General features: G+C 45.9%; 16 protein-coding genes and 1 pseudogene. 8 read left to right on the top strand and 9 right to left on the bottom strand.

Annotated features, from left to right (window positions below; all coding sequences use genetic code 11):
* Positions 1-237 (top strand): annotated as a pseudogene (locus L5L98_RS14640) (IS4 family transposase); the annotation flags it as partial.
* 61 nt (positions 238-298) lie between these two features.
* Here L5L98_RS14640 and nadA read toward each other — a convergent pair.
* From nadA to astE, 5 genes are all read right to left on the bottom strand, one after another.
* Positions 299-1,381, bottom strand: coding sequence for a quinolinate synthase NadA (nadA, locus tag L5L98_RS14635; protein WP_028759980.1), 1,083 nt, complete (start codon positions 1,379-1,381; stop codon positions 299-301).
* Positions 1,382-1,513: 132 nt separating this feature from the next.
* Positions 1,514-3,151 (bottom strand): dihydrolipoyllysine-residue acetyltransferase, encoded by a 1,638-nt coding sequence (locus tag L5L98_RS14630; protein ID WP_263141979.1) that lies wholly within the window; start codon positions 3,149-3,151, stop codon positions 1,514-1,516.
* A gap of 9 nt (positions 3,152-3,160) precedes the next feature.
* Complete coding sequence (locus L5L98_RS14625; RefSeq protein ID WP_028759982.1) at positions 3,161-4,138, bottom strand: alpha-ketoacid dehydrogenase subunit beta; 978 nt, start codon at positions 4,136-4,138, stop codon at positions 3,161-3,163.
* A 3-nt stretch (positions 4,139-4,141) separates the two neighbouring features.
* On the bottom strand, positions 4,142-5,320 hold the full coding sequence (locus L5L98_RS14620; RefSeq protein WP_263141975.1) for a thiamine pyrophosphate-dependent dehydrogenase E1 component subunit alpha: 1,179 nt from the start codon (positions 5,318-5,320) through the stop codon (positions 4,142-4,144).
* A 192-nt stretch (positions 5,321-5,512) separates the two neighbouring features.
* A complete protein-coding gene (astE, locus tag L5L98_RS14615) occupies positions 5,513-6,547 on the bottom strand; it encodes a succinylglutamate desuccinylase (RefSeq protein ID WP_263141972.1) in 1,035 nt (344 codons plus the stop codon).
* Positions 6,548-6,877: 330 nt separating this feature from the next.
* On the opposite strand from astE, the gene msrA reads away from it, so the two are divergent.
* Positions 6,878-7,357, top strand: coding sequence for a peptide-methionine (S)-S-oxide reductase MsrA (msrA, locus tag L5L98_RS14610; RefSeq protein ID WP_028759985.1), 480 nt, complete (start codon positions 6,878-6,880; stop codon positions 7,355-7,357).
* A 113-nt stretch (positions 7,358-7,470) separates the two neighbouring features.
* On the opposite strand, the gene pgm is transcribed toward msrA, so the two are convergent.
* Complete coding sequence (pgm, locus tag L5L98_RS14605; RefSeq protein ID WP_131524180.1) at positions 7,471-9,123, bottom strand: phosphoglucomutase (alpha-D-glucose-1,6-bisphosphate-dependent); 1,653 nt, start codon at positions 9,121-9,123, stop codon at positions 7,471-7,473.
* A gap of 73 nt (positions 9,124-9,196) precedes the next feature.
* Positions 9,197-9,739 (bottom strand): replication initiation negative regulator SeqA, encoded by a 543-nt coding sequence (gene seqA, locus L5L98_RS14600; RefSeq protein WP_105252468.1) that lies wholly within the window; start codon positions 9,737-9,739, stop codon positions 9,197-9,199.
* A 298-nt stretch (positions 9,740-10,037) separates the two neighbouring features.
* On the opposite strand from seqA, the gene L5L98_RS14595 reads away from it, so the two are divergent.
* From L5L98_RS14595 to efp, 6 genes are all read left to right on the top strand, one after another.
* Positions 10,038-10,814 carry an alpha/beta fold hydrolase gene (locus tag L5L98_RS14595; RefSeq protein ID WP_173496693.1) on the top strand — a complete coding sequence of 259 codons (777 nt, stop codon included), beginning with the start codon at positions 10,038-10,040 and terminating at the stop codon, positions 10,812-10,814.
* A gap of 101 nt (positions 10,815-10,915) precedes the next feature.
* Positions 10,916-11,137, top strand: coding sequence for a DUF2788 domain-containing protein (locus L5L98_RS14590; protein ID WP_006081578.1), 222 nt, complete (start codon positions 10,916-10,918; stop codon positions 11,135-11,137).
* Positions 11,138-11,147: 10 nt separating this feature from the next.
* Positions 11,148-11,420 carry a LexA regulated protein gene (ybfE, locus tag L5L98_RS14585; protein ID WP_006081577.1) on the top strand — a complete coding sequence of 91 codons (273 nt, stop codon included), beginning with the start codon at positions 11,148-11,150 and terminating at the stop codon, positions 11,418-11,420.
* A gap of 54 nt (positions 11,421-11,474) precedes the next feature.
* Positions 11,475-12,002 (top strand): flavodoxin FldA, encoded by a 528-nt coding sequence (fldA, locus tag L5L98_RS14580; RefSeq protein ID WP_006081576.1) that lies wholly within the window; start codon positions 11,475-11,477, stop codon positions 12,000-12,002.
* Positions 12,003-12,087: 85 nt separating this feature from the next.
* Positions 12,088-13,269 (top strand): elongation factor P maturation arginine rhamnosyltransferase EarP, encoded by a 1,182-nt coding sequence (earP, locus tag L5L98_RS14575; protein WP_263141964.1) that lies wholly within the window; start codon positions 12,088-12,090, stop codon positions 13,267-13,269.
* Between the two features lie 45 nt (positions 13,270-13,314).
* Entirely contained in the window at positions 13,315-13,875 is a 561-nt protein-coding gene (efp, locus tag L5L98_RS14570; protein WP_105252465.1) for an elongation factor P, read from the top strand.
* Between the two features lie 132 nt (positions 13,876-14,007).
* Here the strand turns inward: efp and L5L98_RS14565 are convergent, their stop codons facing one another.
* Both L5L98_RS14565 and L5L98_RS14560 read right to left on the bottom strand, forming a co-directional pair.
* Positions 14,008-15,342: a glutamine synthetase family protein gene (locus L5L98_RS14565; protein ID WP_263141963.1), complete on the bottom strand. Its 1,335-nt coding sequence runs from the start codon at positions 15,340-15,342 to the stop codon at positions 14,008-14,010.
* Positions 15,343-15,638: 296 nt separating this feature from the next.
* Positions 15,639-17,021, bottom strand: a complete 1,383-nt coding sequence (locus L5L98_RS14560; RefSeq protein WP_263141960.1) for a Na+/H+ antiporter NhaC family protein — start codon at positions 17,019-17,021, stop codon at positions 15,639-15,641.
* Positions 17,022-17,760 lie beyond the last annotated feature (739 nt).

The raw sequence follows: 17,760 nt of genomic DNA, 5'->3' as shown, positions 1-17,760 counted from the left end.
AGCCTGTTAAGCCCATTGGCCTGGAAGTTGTTATGGCTAAAGACGGAAAAAAGCCAACCGCCCGAACAAGTCCCCAGTGTGCATTGGGCTTATCTAAGATTAGGAAAACTCGCGGGCTGGAATGACAGCAAACGAAGCGGAATTGTAGGCTGGGAAAGGTTATGGCAAGGATGGTTTAAACTGCAAACCATCCTTGAAGGTTACCAGCTAGCCTTGTCTCTTGAGCAAAAGATGTGATCAAGAGACAGACGCTATGGTAGGGATTTTTATTAGGCTGAAGAAAAGCTAAATAATGGGCTTAGGCATTACCCTTCACTTTCATATTCAGTGTCTTGGCAAAATCAAGCATGCGCGTCAGCGGGATCAGCGCTTTAACTCTTAAGTCTTCATCCACAAAAATCTCATGGGTGGTTTTATCGCTGTCGGCGAGTGACGCTTCAATGGCCTGTAGACCGTTCATCGCCATCCAAGGACAGTGGGCACAGCTCTTACAGGTTGCGCCATTTCCGCCCGTTGGCGCTTCAATTAAAATTTTACCTGGCGCCGCCTGCTGCATTTTATAAAAAATGCCGCGATCGGTTGCCACGATAAAACGCTCATTCGGCATGGTCTGCGCTGCTTTAATCAACTGACTGGTTGAGCCAACCGCATCGGCCATTGCCACCACACTGGCTGGCGACTCAGGGTGCACAAGAATAGCCGCATCTGGGTAAACGCTTTTCATATCGCGCAACGCGTTCGATTTAAACTCGTCGTGAACGATACAATCGCCCTGCCACATCAACATGTCGGCGCCCGTCTGCTTGGCAATATAGCTGCCTAAATGACGATCTGGTCCCCAAATGATTTTTTTGCCTTCGCTGTCTAAGTGCTCAACGATTTCAAGGGCAATGCTCGATGTCACCACCCAATCGGCGCGCGCTTTAACCGCAGCCGAGGTATTGGCGTAAACTACCACAGTATGATCTGGGTGCGCGTCGCAGAAAGCGCTGAACTTATCGATTGGGCAACCTAAGTCCAATGAACAAGTGGCTTCTAAGGTCGGCATTAAAATGGTTTTTTCTGGGCTTAAAATCTTGGCGGTTTCGCCCATAAACTTGACCCCAGCAACGATTAAGGTTTTTGCTGGATGATCGCGGCCAAAGCGCGCCATTTCTAAGGAGTCTGAAACGCAGCCGCCAGTCTCTTCGGCAAGGGCTTGGATTTCAGGATCGGTATAATAGTGGGCAACCAGAACGGCATCTTTTTCAATGAGCAGTTGTTTGATACGCGCCTTGTAATCGGCTTTTTGCGCATCGGACAAAGGCACTGGTTTAGGCGGAAACGGGTAATCAATGGTTTCTATTGTTGGAGCAAATGGGCTGGGGGCTAACTGACTCATAACACATCCATCAGGATAACTACGTTCGGGAATTATACGTAATCGGGATCAAAAGATTAACCCATTTGTGCAAAGCAAATAAAAAAGGACGCTTTTAGCGTCCTTTTAGTGTCAGTTATTCGTGCCAGCGGCTTAGCGCATCGCTAATAACATCTCTTGAGGCTGCTCAAGATACTGTTTCCACAGATTACAGAAGCGAGCAATCGTACCGCCATCGATCACTCTATGGTCACCTGACCAGCTCACTTGCATAATTTGGCGAGCTTCGACTTCCCCTTTCGCGTTAAATCGCGGTAGGGTTTGCAACTTACCTAAGGCCACAATCGCCACCTCAGGTTTGTTGATAATAGGCGTTGCTACTGTGCCACCTAAGGCGCCAATGTTAGAGATGGAAATCGTGCCGTCTTTCAGATCCGCTGGCGCCACGCGGCCGCTGCGGGCTGCTTGGGTCAGGCGGGTGATTTCTGCCGCCACTTCTAAAATGCTCTTATCCTGCACATCTTTGATGTTGGGCACCAAGAGACCGACTTTAGAATCCACCGCCATGCCGATATTGTGACGTGCCTTGTAAGTTAGTTCAGTGCAATCCGCATTCACTTGACTGTTCATCACAGGGAACTGACTTAACGCGAGCGACATCGACTTCATGAAGAAAGGCATCATGGTCAGCTTCACTTCATCTGACGAATACTTAACCTTCATGCTTTCACGCAGTGCTACTAAGTCTGTTAAATCAAACTCTTCACAATAGGTAAAGTGCGGAATGCTCGACACAGACTCCACCATCATGCGTGCCATCACAGCTTTTACGCCGCGAATCGGCTCAACCGCGTCAGCGCGTTGAGTCACTGTAGATGTTGGAACTTGGGTTTGAGATGTTTGAGTCGCTTGAACTGGCGCCTCTTTTACCTGAGCCACACTTGGAGCAGAAACATTGCTCGCGCCTTGTTGGAAGCGGGTGATATCTTCCTTATACACACGGCCATGCTTTCCTGTACCAGGTACTTGGCTCAAATCGATATCTAACGACCGCGCCATACGGCGAACTGCGGGGCTGGCTAAGGCTTTACCTTGGCGAGCAGGCTCTGCACTCACAGCCTGCGCTGCAGGTGCCGCATTGACCACAGTATCTGTGTTTGTTGTTGCCGCAGGTGCAGAAGCCGTCTGTTCAACTTCAATGGCAAATAAAGGCGCATGTACTTTAGCTAGCTGACCTTTGCGATAATGCAGTTTGGCAATTTTACCCGCTTTAATGGCAGGAATTTGCACCAGTGCTTTATCTGTCATCACGTCGGCAATCGGTTGATCTTCCTCAACCCAATCACCTTCACTCACCAACCATTCGACTAGCTCACATTCAACTATGCCTTCGCCGATATCTGGTAGCAAGAATTCTTCAATGCTGACAGACGAACTGGATGACGTGGTCGCGTTCGTGACTGCCACTGGCTCAGCAGCCTTTGCAACTGTCGCAGCTGTCGCAGCTGCAGCAGGTTCAGCCGTAACAGATTCGCCCGCGATTTCAACGGCACCTTCAATTTGTACGGCATAAAGCGGCGCATGCACTTTCGCAATATCGCCCTTCGCGTAATACAACTTAGTGACCACGCCCGCAAAAGGCGCAGGGATTTGCACTAAGGCTTTGTCTGTCATGACATCGGCAATCGGCTGATCTTCAACGACAGTGTCGCCTTCTTTGACAAGCCATTCAACCAACTCACACTCCACAACACCTTCGCCAATATCCGGCAAAATAAAATCTTTAATCATACCGGACTCCTAGAAGGTCACTGATGCTTTGATGGCTTCAAACGTTTTGAATGCATCTGGCATGTATTCTTTTTCATGAATGAGTGGGTACGGGGTATCTAAACCACAAACGCGGCTGATGGGCGACTCTAGATACAAGAAGCATTCTTGCTGAATCGTCGCCGCTATCTCACCAGCAAAGCCACCGGTTAATGGCGCTTCATGGTTGACCAGTAAACGTCCGGTCTTTTTGACTGAATCGGCAACAGTATCAATATCCCAGGGTGACAAGGTGCGTAAATCGATAACTTCACAGGAGATCCCTTCTTTAGCGGCCATGTCGGCGGCTTTTTCAAGGATTTCCATTTGCGCGCCCCACGCCACTAAGGTGATGTCTTTACCTTCGCGAACCACTTCAGCCTTACCCAGTTCAATTTCATAATCGCCCGCTGGCACTTCGCCAACCGATGCACGATATAAACGCTTAGGCTCAAAGAAGATCACCGGATTTTTGTCACGGATTGACGCCAACAGCAGGCCTTTGGCTTGCTCTGGGTTACGTGGTACAACGACTTTTAACCCCGGCGTCTGGGTAAAATAGGCTTCAGGTGATTGTGAGTGATAATGTCCGCCCGCGATGCCGCCGCCATAGGGCGTACGGAACACTAATCCACCGACATCGAACTCATTACCGCTACGGTAACGGAATTTAGCTGACTCGTTGACGATTTGATCAAACGCCGGAAAGATATAATCGGCGAATTGAATTTCAGCCACGGCGGTCATGCCATTTGAGGCTAAACCATTGGCAAAACCGGCAATACCTTGCTCTGTCAGCGGCGTATTAAAGCAGCGAGCGCGACCGAATTTTTCTTGAAGACCGGAGGTGGCGCGAAATACCCCGCCAAAGTGGCCCACATCTTCACCAAAAACCACCATGCGTTCATCGGCTTGCATGGCAATCGACAAGGCCTCATTGACGGCCTGTAACATATTCATTTCAGCCACGGCTTATAGTCTCCCTGCACTTTTTGGATAGGCTTGCGGATATTTCTTGATATGTTCTTTAAGATCGGCAAGTTGCTTTTTCAGCACTGGCGTCGGCTTGTCGTACACATCTTCAATAATTTCATCCAGCATAGGCACAGGAATTTTTTCAGCCACTTTTACTGCAGCCAATACTTCTTCACGATATTTCTCATGCAATTTCACATCATCCGCTTCAGCCAACCAACCTTTGTTGATAAGCCATAATTTGAAGCGTTTAACCGGATCGTGTTGCTGCCACTTGGCTTCTTCATCTTTCGAGCGATAACCAGAGGGATCGTCTGAAGAAGAGTGCGCGCCGAGACGGTAAGTCATGGCTTCAATCAGCACAGGGACATTATGCTCAATCGCATAAGCGCGAGCTTGCTGGGTTGCGGCTAACACGGCCAGCATGTCATTGCCGTCAACACGAATAGTGTGCATGCCATAACCCACACCGCGACTCGCAATACCGTTTCCGGCAAACTGCTCTTCGGTTGGGGTTGAAATGGCGTAGCCATTGTTACGACAGAAGAAAATCACTGGGCATTTCAGTACCGCGGCCATGTTTAGGCCAGCATGAAAATCCCCTTCCGATGCAGCGCCTTCGCCAAAATAACAAACCGCGACTTTGCGCTTACCTTGCATTTTTAAGCTGTAGCCCACACCGGTCGCCTGCGGGATTTGCGTGGCTAACGGTGAAGAAATCGTTTGATAATGCAATGCCGCACTGCCGTAATGGATTGGCATTTGTCGACCTTTACCAAGATCTTTCTCGTTACTGAACATCTGATTCATAAACTGTTCAGTGGTAAAGCCGCGATAACGCAGCGCCGCATGCTCGCGATATTGCGCGAGGATCACATCTTCTTGATCGAGTGCGGCCACACTGCCGACAATCGCCGCTTCTTCACCCGTACAGGTCATGTAGAAGCTGATGCGCCCTTGACGCTGGGCGCCAAGCATACGTTCATCAAGTACCCGAGTGAATACACAGGTATCGTAAATTTTAGTGGCTAAGGTTTCATCTATCACAGGCAAAACCGCGGTTTCATAAGTGGTGCCGTCGGCTTGTAGAATTCGAAGGATAGGAATGTGTAGCGATGCCTTATCCAAGAAGCCGACACGGTGCACTGTATCAGTGTTGAGTGTTGCTTTGCTCATATTGTGCTCTTGTTATCTCATTACGCATCAAAGCGTTTTGATGCGTCTGTTTATACGAATATGCCCGACGAACATTACGTTACGTTACGTTACGTTACGTTACGTTACGTTAACGTAAACTACCTATCAACCATTGGCATAGCTCAAACCACAAGTTATCCCTGCCACGCATGTATATATTGCTTTACAAGCCTAACGCACGTCCGCATTCACCGCAGGGATCAGGCAAATCACAGTGCGATTGCCAATAGGCACTTTGGCATTAGGGAACACGACAGACTCAAACTCGTGCTCCACTTTAATTTCTTGCCCACCTTCCCGCGCTAAAACAAAGCCCTTCGGGAAAGATCTGAAGTTTTCGACATCAGTTGCGAAGGTAAATTCAAAATCATCGAAATGTTTATTGATAACGCGGCACACTTGGTACAAGTTAACCTTATCAGCATCAAATGCATCTAGCTCCAACGGCTTAGCGATGATCAAGCGCATGAACATTTCATGGGTCGCGATAAAACGCGTCATGTCGTTCTGCCCCATGGGATACACTTTGCCAAGCTCAATGGTGAAAGCATCGGCGCCGTAACGTTCAGAGGAAAAATAGCTAAACGTCGTGGTTGGTTCGTGGTGAAAAAGTACCGTATCGACGCCGCTTGCGGCTAAAAACATAATTTGCTCGCCGCTAAAGGCGCGCCCTGGACGATAGGGATAGATAGCGAACTTTTCATGCTTCGAGGCGCGCATCGCCGTGTGCAAATCATAATGGATGCGCTGACGTCCATCGGCAACCGTAGTATAAAAACGATCGACATAGGCTTCGAGTTTTTTCGCGCGTACTCGCTCAGGGTTCACTAACCCTGGTGGATTGGAATGCTCACCACTAAATAGACGATTCATATTTTCGTCAATAATCCGCGTGCCGTTATTAATCGCTAATGGGTTACCAATGAGAAATAAAGTGCGCTGCTTTGCGATGATCTTTTGCTGTAGAAGTTGTTTAATTAAGCTATTGCAGAGTTCAATGGGCGCGGTCTCGTTACCGTGAACACCGCAGGAAAGCACAATATCTTTTCCTTCATTCTGTATTGGTTCGAAAACAATAACACCGGTATCCCACACTTCCACTTGAGTATGATCGCCTAAGTTAAATGAAAATTCGCCATCGAACTGTTCAGGATGGGCTAAGGTGAGCGCTAAAAAATCCTTTGAATCTAACAGAGCTTGTAACACAGAATTCTCCTTATAATGGTGTGTAACAGTATTGGCGCAATAGCATAAGTACAGGCAGTAATAACCACTTAAGCATTTATCTCACCGCGGTTAGTCTCACTCGCACCTAAAAAACGGCTTCAATACTAACACATGTTTTTAGTGCTGTTCTCAGACATTTATTGCCGTAGGACCCAGTTTTAAGCGGAATGACATTCAACTAAGCTGATTGTTAAATTCTTAGGACATTCCCTAAGAATTTCCCATGATAAATATTCCAGCTTGAGGCTTGCTTTTGCACTCAAGTTTTATCACAATCCTTAGCCATCTAGACTTCTATTGGATTTAATTATGGCGTTAGCAACCTTTGGTGCCGGCTGTTTCTGGGGCGTAGAGTATTTTTTTAGACAAGTGAACGGCGTATCGAATGCCACCTGCGGCTATATGGGCGGCAATAATGCGGCGACAACCTATGAAGAAGTCAAAAAAGGCAAAACGGGCCATGCCGAAGTGGTGCAAGTGGAATTCGATCCCGCCCTTGTCAGTTATGAAGACTTGCTCGATGTATTTTGGAAAAACCACAATCCAACGAGTCTGAACATGCAAGGCGGAGATATTGGCACTCAATATCGCAGTACCATTTTCTTCCACGACCGAGAGCAAAAAGCGGCCGCAGAAGCCTCAAAGTTAGCTTTTGCCCGCTCGGGCCGTTGGGGATTACGCCATATCGTCACTGAAATAGTGCCACTGCAACAGTTCCATGTTGCTGAGGAATATCACCAAAATTACATCGATAAGAATAACTTACCGAGTTGTCATATCGAGTACTAAATACAGTCAAATCAGTATTAGATCAACTACTCACAGCTGAATTAGATACAAACAAAAACGCACTCAAATCTGAGTGCGTTTGTTTTTTGATACTTTATAAACCTACTGCTGCATTAAGCGTTTAGCGCCTTATCAATTAATGCCTGCGCATCTTTGATGATCTCAGCCAAATGCTGCTCACTGATAAAACTTTCGCCGTAGATTTTAAATAACGCTTCAGTGCCCGATGGACGCGCCGCAAACCACCCATTAGCTGTGGTAACTTTGATGCCGCCAATCGCCGCATTATTGCCTGGCGCATGGGTTAACACGTTTTCGATTGTCTCACCGGCAAGCACAGTGGCATTTAAGGTGTCAGCATTGAGCAAAGCAAACTTGGCTTTGTTTTCAAGACTGATTGGGCTATCGATACGCTTATAGAAACTTTGGCCAAATTGTTTTACTAACTCTCGGTGACGCTGACCTGGGGTTTTCCCTGTCACCGCAAGAATTTCTGCGGCAAGTAACCCTAAAATGAAGCCGTCTTTATCTGTGCACCATGTACTGCCATCACGACGTAAAAATGCCGCGCCAGCACTCTCTTCACCGCCAAAGGCGATTGTGGCTTCGGCTAAACCGTCGACAAACCACTTAAAGCCCACTGGCACTTCGAGTAACTTTTTGCCGTGGAAAGCACAGATTTTATCGATAAGCGCACTCGATACTAAGGTTTTACCTATGGCTAAGGTATCGCTCCAATCTGGTCTGTGTGTCAGTAAATAATCGATAGCGACCGCAAGATAATGATTCGGATCCATCAAACCCGTACCAGGGCAAACTATGCCGTGACGGTCATAGTCGGGATCATTACCAAGGCATAAATCAAAGGATTCTTTATGGGCGAGTAACCCGGCCATCGCGTAGGGAGATGAGCAATCCATGCGGATTTTGCCGTCTTTATCCAGCGGCATAAAGCTAAAGCTTGGGTCAACTTTATCATTAACTAACGTGATATCGAGCCCATAACGCGCGGCAATCGGTGCCCAATAGAAAATCCCTGAACCACCGAGCGGGTCAACGCCGATGCGCAGCTTAGCGTTGGCAATCGCCTGCATGTCGATAACATTCTCTAAATCAGCCACATAGGGTGTAATCAAGTCAATGGCTTGCACATAACCCGAAGTCAGCGCATCGGCATAGGCTGATTTTTGCACGCCAACTAATGCTTGGCGCAGGTAATCATTGGCCCGCGATTCAATCCAAGCCGTGATATTACCTTCGGCCGGTCCACCATGGGGTGGATTGTACTTGATGCCACCGTCCTGAGGCGGATTGTGGGAAGGCGTAATGATCAAACCATCGGACAATGCAGCACCCGTAATATTGGCTTCGCGATTGGCGCAAATCACCCCATGGGAAACCACTGGCGTAGGTGTAAATCCGTCGTTCTGTTGGATTTTCACTGTGACTTTATTTGCCGCCAGCACTTCAATTGCCGACAAATAGGCCGCATAGGATAACGCATGGGTGTCAATCCCAAGGATCAGCGGCCCATCGATATTTGCCGATTGACGGTAGTCCACTACAGCTTGGGTAATCGCCCAAATGTGTTGTTGGTTAAAACTGCCATTGAAGGCGCAGCCTCTGTGCCCAGAAGTGCCAAAGGTGACGCGTTGTTGTACGTCATCCATATTTGGCGTGATGCTGTAATAATGGCTCATCAGTTTTGGAATATTGACCAGATCCGTCTGATTAGCGATTTGTCCTGCCCTTTGATGTATTGCCACCGATGGCTCTCCTGCACTCAATTACAATTAGAAAAAGTAGAAAAATGTCGTACTAACTTGGCTCATCCGCGGATTAAACGCGCTCGGCGATACCCGCTGCTACTGTCGCATCACAACCAAATTGCACTAAAACTTCCGATAAAATAGTGCGTTTCTTGGCGGTATTGTTGTTACTCGTTACCCAGAAACCACTTGTACCAATTTCTTTTGGGTTAGCCGAAGCACTCGCTTCGAGCAGTTGCTCCTTAGAGCGAGCAAAATACAAACGATCGCGCCCTTGGATCTGCAAAATTTGTGAGAATTGCTCTGGGGCTAATTGATACAAACTTTCGAGCAAAAACAGAAAACGACCTACTGCGCCTTTTTGCTGCGATAACTGATGTTCATCGACTAAGCGACTAAAATCATTCACTGCTGGCACTGTTTGCGCCGCGACGGGCTGAATAGGTTCAGCTTCAAGGCTCGGTTGGCTAATCGCCAAAGGCTGAGGTTGTTCGACCGCATCGACGGACAGGCCGAGTAATCGACGAAGAATGTCAGAGGCGCTCTCACCAATTCGTTCTGTTTTGCTGGCAATATGACGATAGAGCTCTTCATCTACTTCGATATATTTCATAACCTTAATTATCCTTTGTTATTCAACAGGCTTAACCGAAAAAAGTGTACCACAGCGATCGGGGCAGATCATTGCGATCTGTTACCAGTGTATCTATCTCTATCAATCTGATAAAGCGCCATTATTCTAAAAGTGCGGGAAATAGCACAGCAAACTAGCAGTTAATCGACAATTGCCGAAAAAGCACACAAGTTACTGGCCGCCCCCACTATAGAAATAGCAACTGACTTGTCAAGCCAACGGCATTAAGGGCACAATTCGCGTCACGCTAAGCTAAAAATCTCCAACAGGAATCACCATGAACTTTGTTTCTACAGGCCAAGGACCCGCAGTGCTCTTGATCCACGGCTTGTTCGGTAATCTAGATAACCTCAAAGGTCTAGGGCAAGTATTAGAAAATCAGTATCAAGTTATTCGTGTCGATGTGCCCAATCATGGTTTAAGTGAGCATTGGGATCAAATGGACTACCCTCGCCTCGCCACTGCAATGATCAGCTTGCTCGACGAACTGGCTATTGAACGCGCCCATATTGTGGGTCACTCCATGGGGGGTAAAATCGCCATGGCGACGGCGTTAGCCTTTCCTGAGCGCATTATCAGTATGGTGGCAGCCGATATCGCCCCCGTCGCCTATGAGCCAAGACACGACACAGTGTTTGCGGCATTAGAAAGCCTGCCCTTAGAAGGCCATACCGACAGACGCTTTGCCCTAAACCACTTAATTGACAATGGTATTGACGAAGCAACGGCACAATTTTTACTCAAAAATCTACAACGCACTGATACTGGTTTTCGTTGGAAAATGAACTTAAGTGGTCTAAAGGCTTGTTATCCTAATATTATTGGCTGGCAAAATCAGACACTAAATCCAGTACAAAGCTATGCTGGACCAAGTCTGTTTATTCGCGGCGGCGACTCAAATTATGTCACTAGCGAGCACAGAAGCGCTATCATGGCGCAATTCCCCGCGGCACAGGCAAAAACACTTGAAGGATGTGGTCATTGGTTGCATGCGCAAAAACCCGTCATTTTTAACCGGATCGTGTCTGAATTTATTGACAAACATTCAATGTAAATCAGCAGCAAACTCGACCGAAAGCATATGGCAGCCGCCATCTTGTTGTGATATATTCGCGCCTCTTTTGGCCTTAGAACACTCTCAAGGACTAAGAAAGTATGTTATCTCAGTACATGGAACAAATTGAAACCATCGGCCTGAACCTGTTTTTTGCCTCGATATTTTTCTTTATCGGCATGGCCATCCACGATGTGCTTAAACAAGGTAACGTGCCAAAATTTGGTCGATTTATTGTTTGGTTAGTGTTATTTCTCGGCTGCGCCGGGTTTATTGTAAAAGGTATTATCCAGATCACTTGGGAAGGCTCAGGGATCGGTTAACAATAAGAACATGGCAAAAGAAGCAACTGACAGAACCACCATTGACCTTTTTGCCAATGAAAAGCGCCGGGGCCGACCACGTAGCAATCCTTTGTCCCGTAGCCAACAGCTTAAGGTCAACAAACGCAATCAAATCCAGCGCGATAAAGCCAACGGATTAAAGCGAATAGAGTTAAAGGTGTCACAAGATTTGTATGACGCCTTGAATGAGCAGGCATTGGCCAGTAACATCAGCCGTAGCCAGTTAATCGAATTAATTCTTCAGCAACAAGTTGAGTGCTGAACGAGTACCAGCAAGATTAACCTAATAAGTGAACTAGACATTAAAGGATAGACAATGGCAACTGTAGGTCTTTTTTTCGGTAGCGACACAGGTAACACCGAAGCTGTAGCCAAGATGATCCAGAAAAAACTGGGTAAAAAAATGGTTGAGGTGAAAGATATCGCCAAAAGTACCAAAGAACAGATTGCAGAGTATGACTTGCTGCTGTTCGGCATCCCGACCTGGTATTACGGTGAAGCGCAATGTGACTGGGATGATTTCTTCCCTGAATTAGAGCAAATTGATTTTACTGACAAACTTGTCGCTATTTTTGGTTGTGGTGATCAAGAAGACTACGCTGAGTACTTCCTTGATGCCATGGGCATGGTTGGCGATATTGTTCAGGCCCGTGGTGGCATCATCATCGGCCATTGGCCAACTGCAAGCTACAATTTTGAAGCCTCTAAAGGTCAAGTCGATGACGACCACTTTATTGGTTTAGGTATCGATGAAGATCGCCAGCCAGAGCTGACTGAAGAACGTGTTGATGCTTGGGTTAAGCAAATTTACGAAGAAATGTGTTTAGCTGAATTAGAAGATTAATTCTGTTAACCATTTGATTAAAGCGGCTTAACGCCGCTTTTTTTATGCATATATTTCTGACTAAGAATAACGACATACCACACTCATGACCAACACACTCCGCTCCACTCATTGGGATATCTTTTGTACCGTCGTCGATAACTATGGCGATATTGGCGTCACTTGGCGTTTAGCCAAACAAATGGCTAATGAGTACCACATTCCCGTTAATTTGTGGGTCGATGACCTCGCAAGCTTCTCGCATATCTTACCGACACTCTATCCACTAAAAGCCACTCAAACCTTCAATGGTGTGAATATTATTCATTGGAAAGAGCCTTTGCCTATAAAGTTTGTTGCAGGAGCTGTGCTCATCGAAGCCTTTGCCTGTGAATTACCCGAACAGGTAAAAGCGCAGCTGGTTTATTTACATCAGAACGCCCCAAAATCTGTACCTGTCTGGCTGAATTTAGAGTATTTAAGTGCTGAGGATTGGGTTGAAGGCTGCCATGGTTTGCCATCGTTACAAGCCAATGGTTTGAAGAAGTATTTCTACTTTCCCGGTTTTAGCGCCAAAACGGGTGGACTCATTTGCGAGCAAAATTTGTTTGCAGAGCGTGATGCTTGGCAAGCTGATACTGCCAATAAATTGCAGCTTTTTACTGATCTAGGTCTTAAGGACATTCAGGCACAAGACACTGTTATTAGCGTTTTTAGCTATGAGACCGAGGCGCTACCTGCATTATGTGAGTTATGGCAGCAATCGGCAGAAAAAATCCATGCGCTAATCCCAAAGGGGCGTAGCTTAAACAGTCTGACGCATTTACTGCCCTGTGAAATTGCCGCTCTAGTGCCGGGTCAACAGATAAATCATGGTAATTTAACCCTGCACATTTTACCTATGACAGACCAACAAGGGTTTGATCGCCTGCTCTGGAGCTGTGATTTTAATATCGTGCGCGGTGAAGATTCCTTTTTACGTGCCCAATGGGCCGCAAAACCCTTCATTTGGCACATTTATCCCCAAGAAGATGATTATCACCTCGTAAAATTAGAAGCTTTTCTCAAACTTTACTGCGATAATCTGCCACCTAAAATTGCTTGTTATTGGTCTGAATTGAATCTCGCGTTCAACCAAGCACAGCAATCAGCCGTGAGCCTTCACTGGCAAAACCTTAATCCTGTTAATTTGCCCTTGTTGCATCACCATGCTAAACAATGGCCAATTAATGCATTAAATGCTGCAGATCTCGCTACTCGACTAGTTCAGTTCGTTAAAAACAGCTAAGATACTGCGCGAAAACAGAAAAATCTAAATATAGGAAATAGTGTAATGAAAACTGCTCATGAAATCCGTCCTGGTAACGTGATCATGTTAGATGGCAGCCCATGGGTTGTGCAGAAAACTGAAACAACTCGTTCTGGCCGTAACGCTGCTATCGTTAAGTTAAAGTTGAAAAACTTGCTGCTTAACTCTGGTACTGAAACGACTTTCAAAGGTGAAGATAAGTTAGAAGACATCATCCTAGATCGTCTTGACTGCACATATTCTTACTTTGCAGATCCTATGTTTGTATTCATGGATGCAGAATACAACCAATACGACGTAGAAGCTGAAAACCTAGGTGATGCAGCGGCTTATATCGTTGACGGTATGGAAGAAACTTGCCAAGTGACTTTCTATGATGGCAAAGCTATCTCTGTTGAAATGCCAACCACTATCGTACGTGAAGTGATCTACACTGAGCCTTCAGCTCGTGGCGATACTTCAGGTAAAGTGATGAAGCCAGCGACTATCACTGGCGGTGGCACAGTAAGTGTTGCTGACTTCGTGAAAGTAGGCGACAAAATTGAAATCGACACTCGTACTGGTGAATTCAAGAAGCGCGTTTAATCGCCCTTCTCGTTTCCAGACGAAGAAAAGCCAGTGCTTGCACTGGCTTTTTTGTTGCTGTTTTTTTAGTGATGTGTCGAGTCACTCAAGGGAATAGGCGTTATCCAGCAACATCCCCTCATTAAATAAGCGTTAGCATTGCGGCCCTAAGAAACGTCGCTCCCAAGCCCCTATCTCACTCAAATAACTTTGGAATTCAATTTCCTTCACCGATACAAAGCCAGTGACAAAATCATCCCCGAGTAAGCGTCGTGCCGAGTCACTTTGGCACATTTGCGTTAACGCAGCTAAAAATGTCTGCGCGAGGTCATGGCTGCTATCGTAGGCGCTCCCGGTTTCTGGTGCACTTGGCGATAATTTTTCTTCCATTCCGGCAAGGCCCGCAGCCAAAGATGCGGCAATCATAAGGTACGGATTAGCATCGGCGCCCGCAATACGATTCTCTACCCGTCTCGCCACTGGAGCACTTAATGGCACACGTAGGCCCGTGGTGCGATTATCAACGCCCCAGCTTAAATTAATCGGCGCTTGACTGCCGGAAATGTAACGTCTAAATGAATTGATATTGGGTGCAAATAACAACATTAAATCAGGTAGATACTTTTGTAATCCGCCGATATAGTGGTGAAAACGGTCAGTGTCGCTACCATCTGCATGGCTGAAAATATTATTACCTTTATCATCGACGACACTTTGATGTAAATGCATAGAACTGCCGGGTTGACCCGCTATGGGTTTCGCCATAAAAATCGCATTCAAGCCATGTTTTATGGCGATTTCTTTCGCGGCGTATTTAAACATAAAGGCTTGATCTGCAAGAGCCAGCGGATCGCCATGCACTAAGTTAATTTCATATTGTGATAGCCCCATTTCATGGATCCAAGTATCACCTTTAATCCCAATCGCATCGATAGCGGCATTAAACTCATCCCAAAATGGTGCGAGTTCATTGAGCATATTCATGCTAAACGCGGATTGACCATTTTCAGCTCGGCCACTTTTTGAAATGGGTGCCTGATACGGCACACTCGGATCGGTATTGGCTTCAGTCAGATAAAACTCAATCTCAGGGGCCACCACGGGCGTTAACCCAAGGGCTTGGTAACGGGCCAACACATTTTTTAACATAGAGCGCGGCGCAAATGGACATAAATTGCCATCCAGTAATACGCAGTCATGGATGGCAAATGCGCGCGGCACTGTGCTCCATGGGATCATCTTGAGAGTGCTGTAATCGGGGACGAGTAAAAGATCAGGATCAGCATCAGGGAAAACAGTATCGTAGGAATACTCACCGGTAATCGCTTGCATCGAAATCGCTTGGGCAATACGTAATTCAGCACCCTGAGCAAAACTTCGGGCTGGCATAAGCTTTCCCCTTGGATAGCCTGAAATATCAGGGAATAAACATTCGACATCACGTATTGTGCCGTGCTCGAAAAACGCAGTAAGAAGAGTTGAGTCCATTTGATTCGTTTGCCACTAATGTTGAAAATAATGCCCTGAAGGTTGCAAAGTATAATCAGGCTTTGATTTGAAAAGCTACATGGCGACGATGAAATATGTAAAATATAAATGACAATTCCGTAAAATATAATTTGACATCAGTTGAAAATCTTCATTTAGCAGTGTAATCGTGTTTATTCTAATTCAAGCCTCATCACTCTTTACTCACCCTTTACTCACTCTAGCCGCCTAACCCCATTACGGCAGACATAAAAAAACCAGCCGTAGCTGGTTTCTTATATTAATCGTGACAGAAGTTATGCAATCACAATAAAGCCGATAAATGCTATTACTGCTGCGATAAGTGCATAAGGTAACTGACTCACAGCATGGCTCACTAAGTTACAACCTGAGCCTTGGGCGGCCAATACGGTTGAATCTGAGTAGAAGCACGCTTGACTACCAAATGATGATGCAGACAATAAGGCCCCAATGACTAATGGGATGTCCGCCCCAACCGCTTGCGCTAATGGCATCACGATAGGAATCGTCACGGCAAATATACCCCAGCTCGAACCTGTGGCAAACGCGAGTATAGCCATAGATAAAAACACTACCGCAGGCAGCAATTTAGGTGTCATAAATGGGCTTAATGACTCAATGACGTACTGCGGCAGTAACAACTGATCGCACACATCCTTAAACACAAACGCCGCAATCACAGTGCTAATGGCTGGTAGCATGCTTTTAAAGCCATCGATCATTTGGTCCATCATCTCTGAAAATGGCATCAAACGCTGCACTGCATAATAAGGAATCGTGATAACTAAGGTCGCCAGCAAGCCTTTCCACACGTCGATATCAAAGTACACGGTAAAGGCAACTAACAAACCAATAGGCACTAAAAAGTTATGCAGTTTGCCCTGATTATCGGCGTGCTTAAATTCCTCTTCTATGGCTTTAACCGCATATTCATCCGAAGTTTGCACTTGGTCGAAATCCACTTGCGCTTCAGCGGGTTCACCTTGGGCAGCGCGCAGCTGCGCAGTCTTCATTGGACCAATGGCGGGCACAATACCTAATGCGACAAGTAGCACCATAGCCACAGCTAACCAAGCATAAAGCATGTAAGGAATGGCTTGCATATAAACTGCAATGCCTTGACCTTCGGCTGCCACACCGTTATCCACCAGTAATCCACCAAAAAATACCGCCCAAGTCGATAATGGCACTAACACGCACACGGGCGCGGCGGTGGAGTCCACGACATAGGCGAGCATTTCACGGGACACTTTAAATTTATCCGTTACACGCTTCATGGTTTCACCCACGGTCAACGCATTGAGATAGTCATCGATAAAAATCACGATCCCAAGGATAAAAGTCATTAATAGGGAAGATTTAGGTCCTTTCGCCAATTTAAGTGCATTGCGGCCAAACGCTAATGCGCCGCCAGTTCGTACTAAAAGTGCGATGAGCGCGCCAAAACCACCACACACCAGAATCAACCAACCTATGGTTTCATCGGCCATAACCTTCAATGACACACTAGCAAAATTGTTTAAGACTTGACTGGGATCGAGTAACAGGAAACCGGTTACCGCACCTATGATCAAAGATAAAATAGGACGGCGTAACCAAATAGCTAACACCAATACCACCAAAGGTGGAATGAGACTTAACGCTGTCGGTTCAGACATGCACTTAGGTCCTCTAAATAAATCGCCTAAAAGGCAAATGGTTTTAGAATAACGCCTGAAATCAACACGATTCAGAACGTCAACACAGCTGCTTCATGATGACTAACCCTGAAGATAAAACCCGCGAATTGCTTGCTATCTAAGGTGCCTTGCCAAAAACATCGCGCAGAAAATAAAGCGCATCGAATATTGAGTCAACTATAAATTTAACTTGATAGAAAATAAATTTAATTCCCGCGAGACAATTTTACATAACCATATAATTTAGAAGACTTTTAACGCCATCGCAACTTAAACATTTATGATCTTCTTAGCTTAATAAGCATTCAATAAATATGCCTAATTATCACAAGATAAAATGCCGCTTGCATAAGTTTACCTTATCAAAAATCTGTGATTAAAAATCAACCATTAAGTATCAGCTAAAATACATTTTCTTCTGTCACGATTAATATGGCTAATATAGAGAAATCAAATATGAGTCAGCTAATGAAAAACGCATTTTCATCTTTCGAAATGAAAAAACATAAACAAGATTCCCCTACCAACCCAATAGATAAACAATCTTAAAATCATGCCAATGTCAGAACATAAAACTTGTGCAGATTTCTTTAATCGACTGTTAAAGCATATTTAACTGAGGGATATTTATAAAAAAAGCGCAATTCTGTGCTTATCCCCCCTTTCATCTGCAATGAAATTTCGTTATGGTGCGCTAACTTAAGCCAAAACTTTATGC

Origin of the sequence: Shewanella sp. SM23 (genome assembly GCF_025654295.1) — a bacterium.
Taxonomy (GTDB): domain Bacteria; phylum Pseudomonadota; class Gammaproteobacteria; order Enterobacterales; family Shewanellaceae; genus Shewanella; species Shewanella oncorhynchi.
Note: the sequence above shows the minus strand (reverse complement) of the source record. Positions and strands in the feature narration are given on the sequence as shown.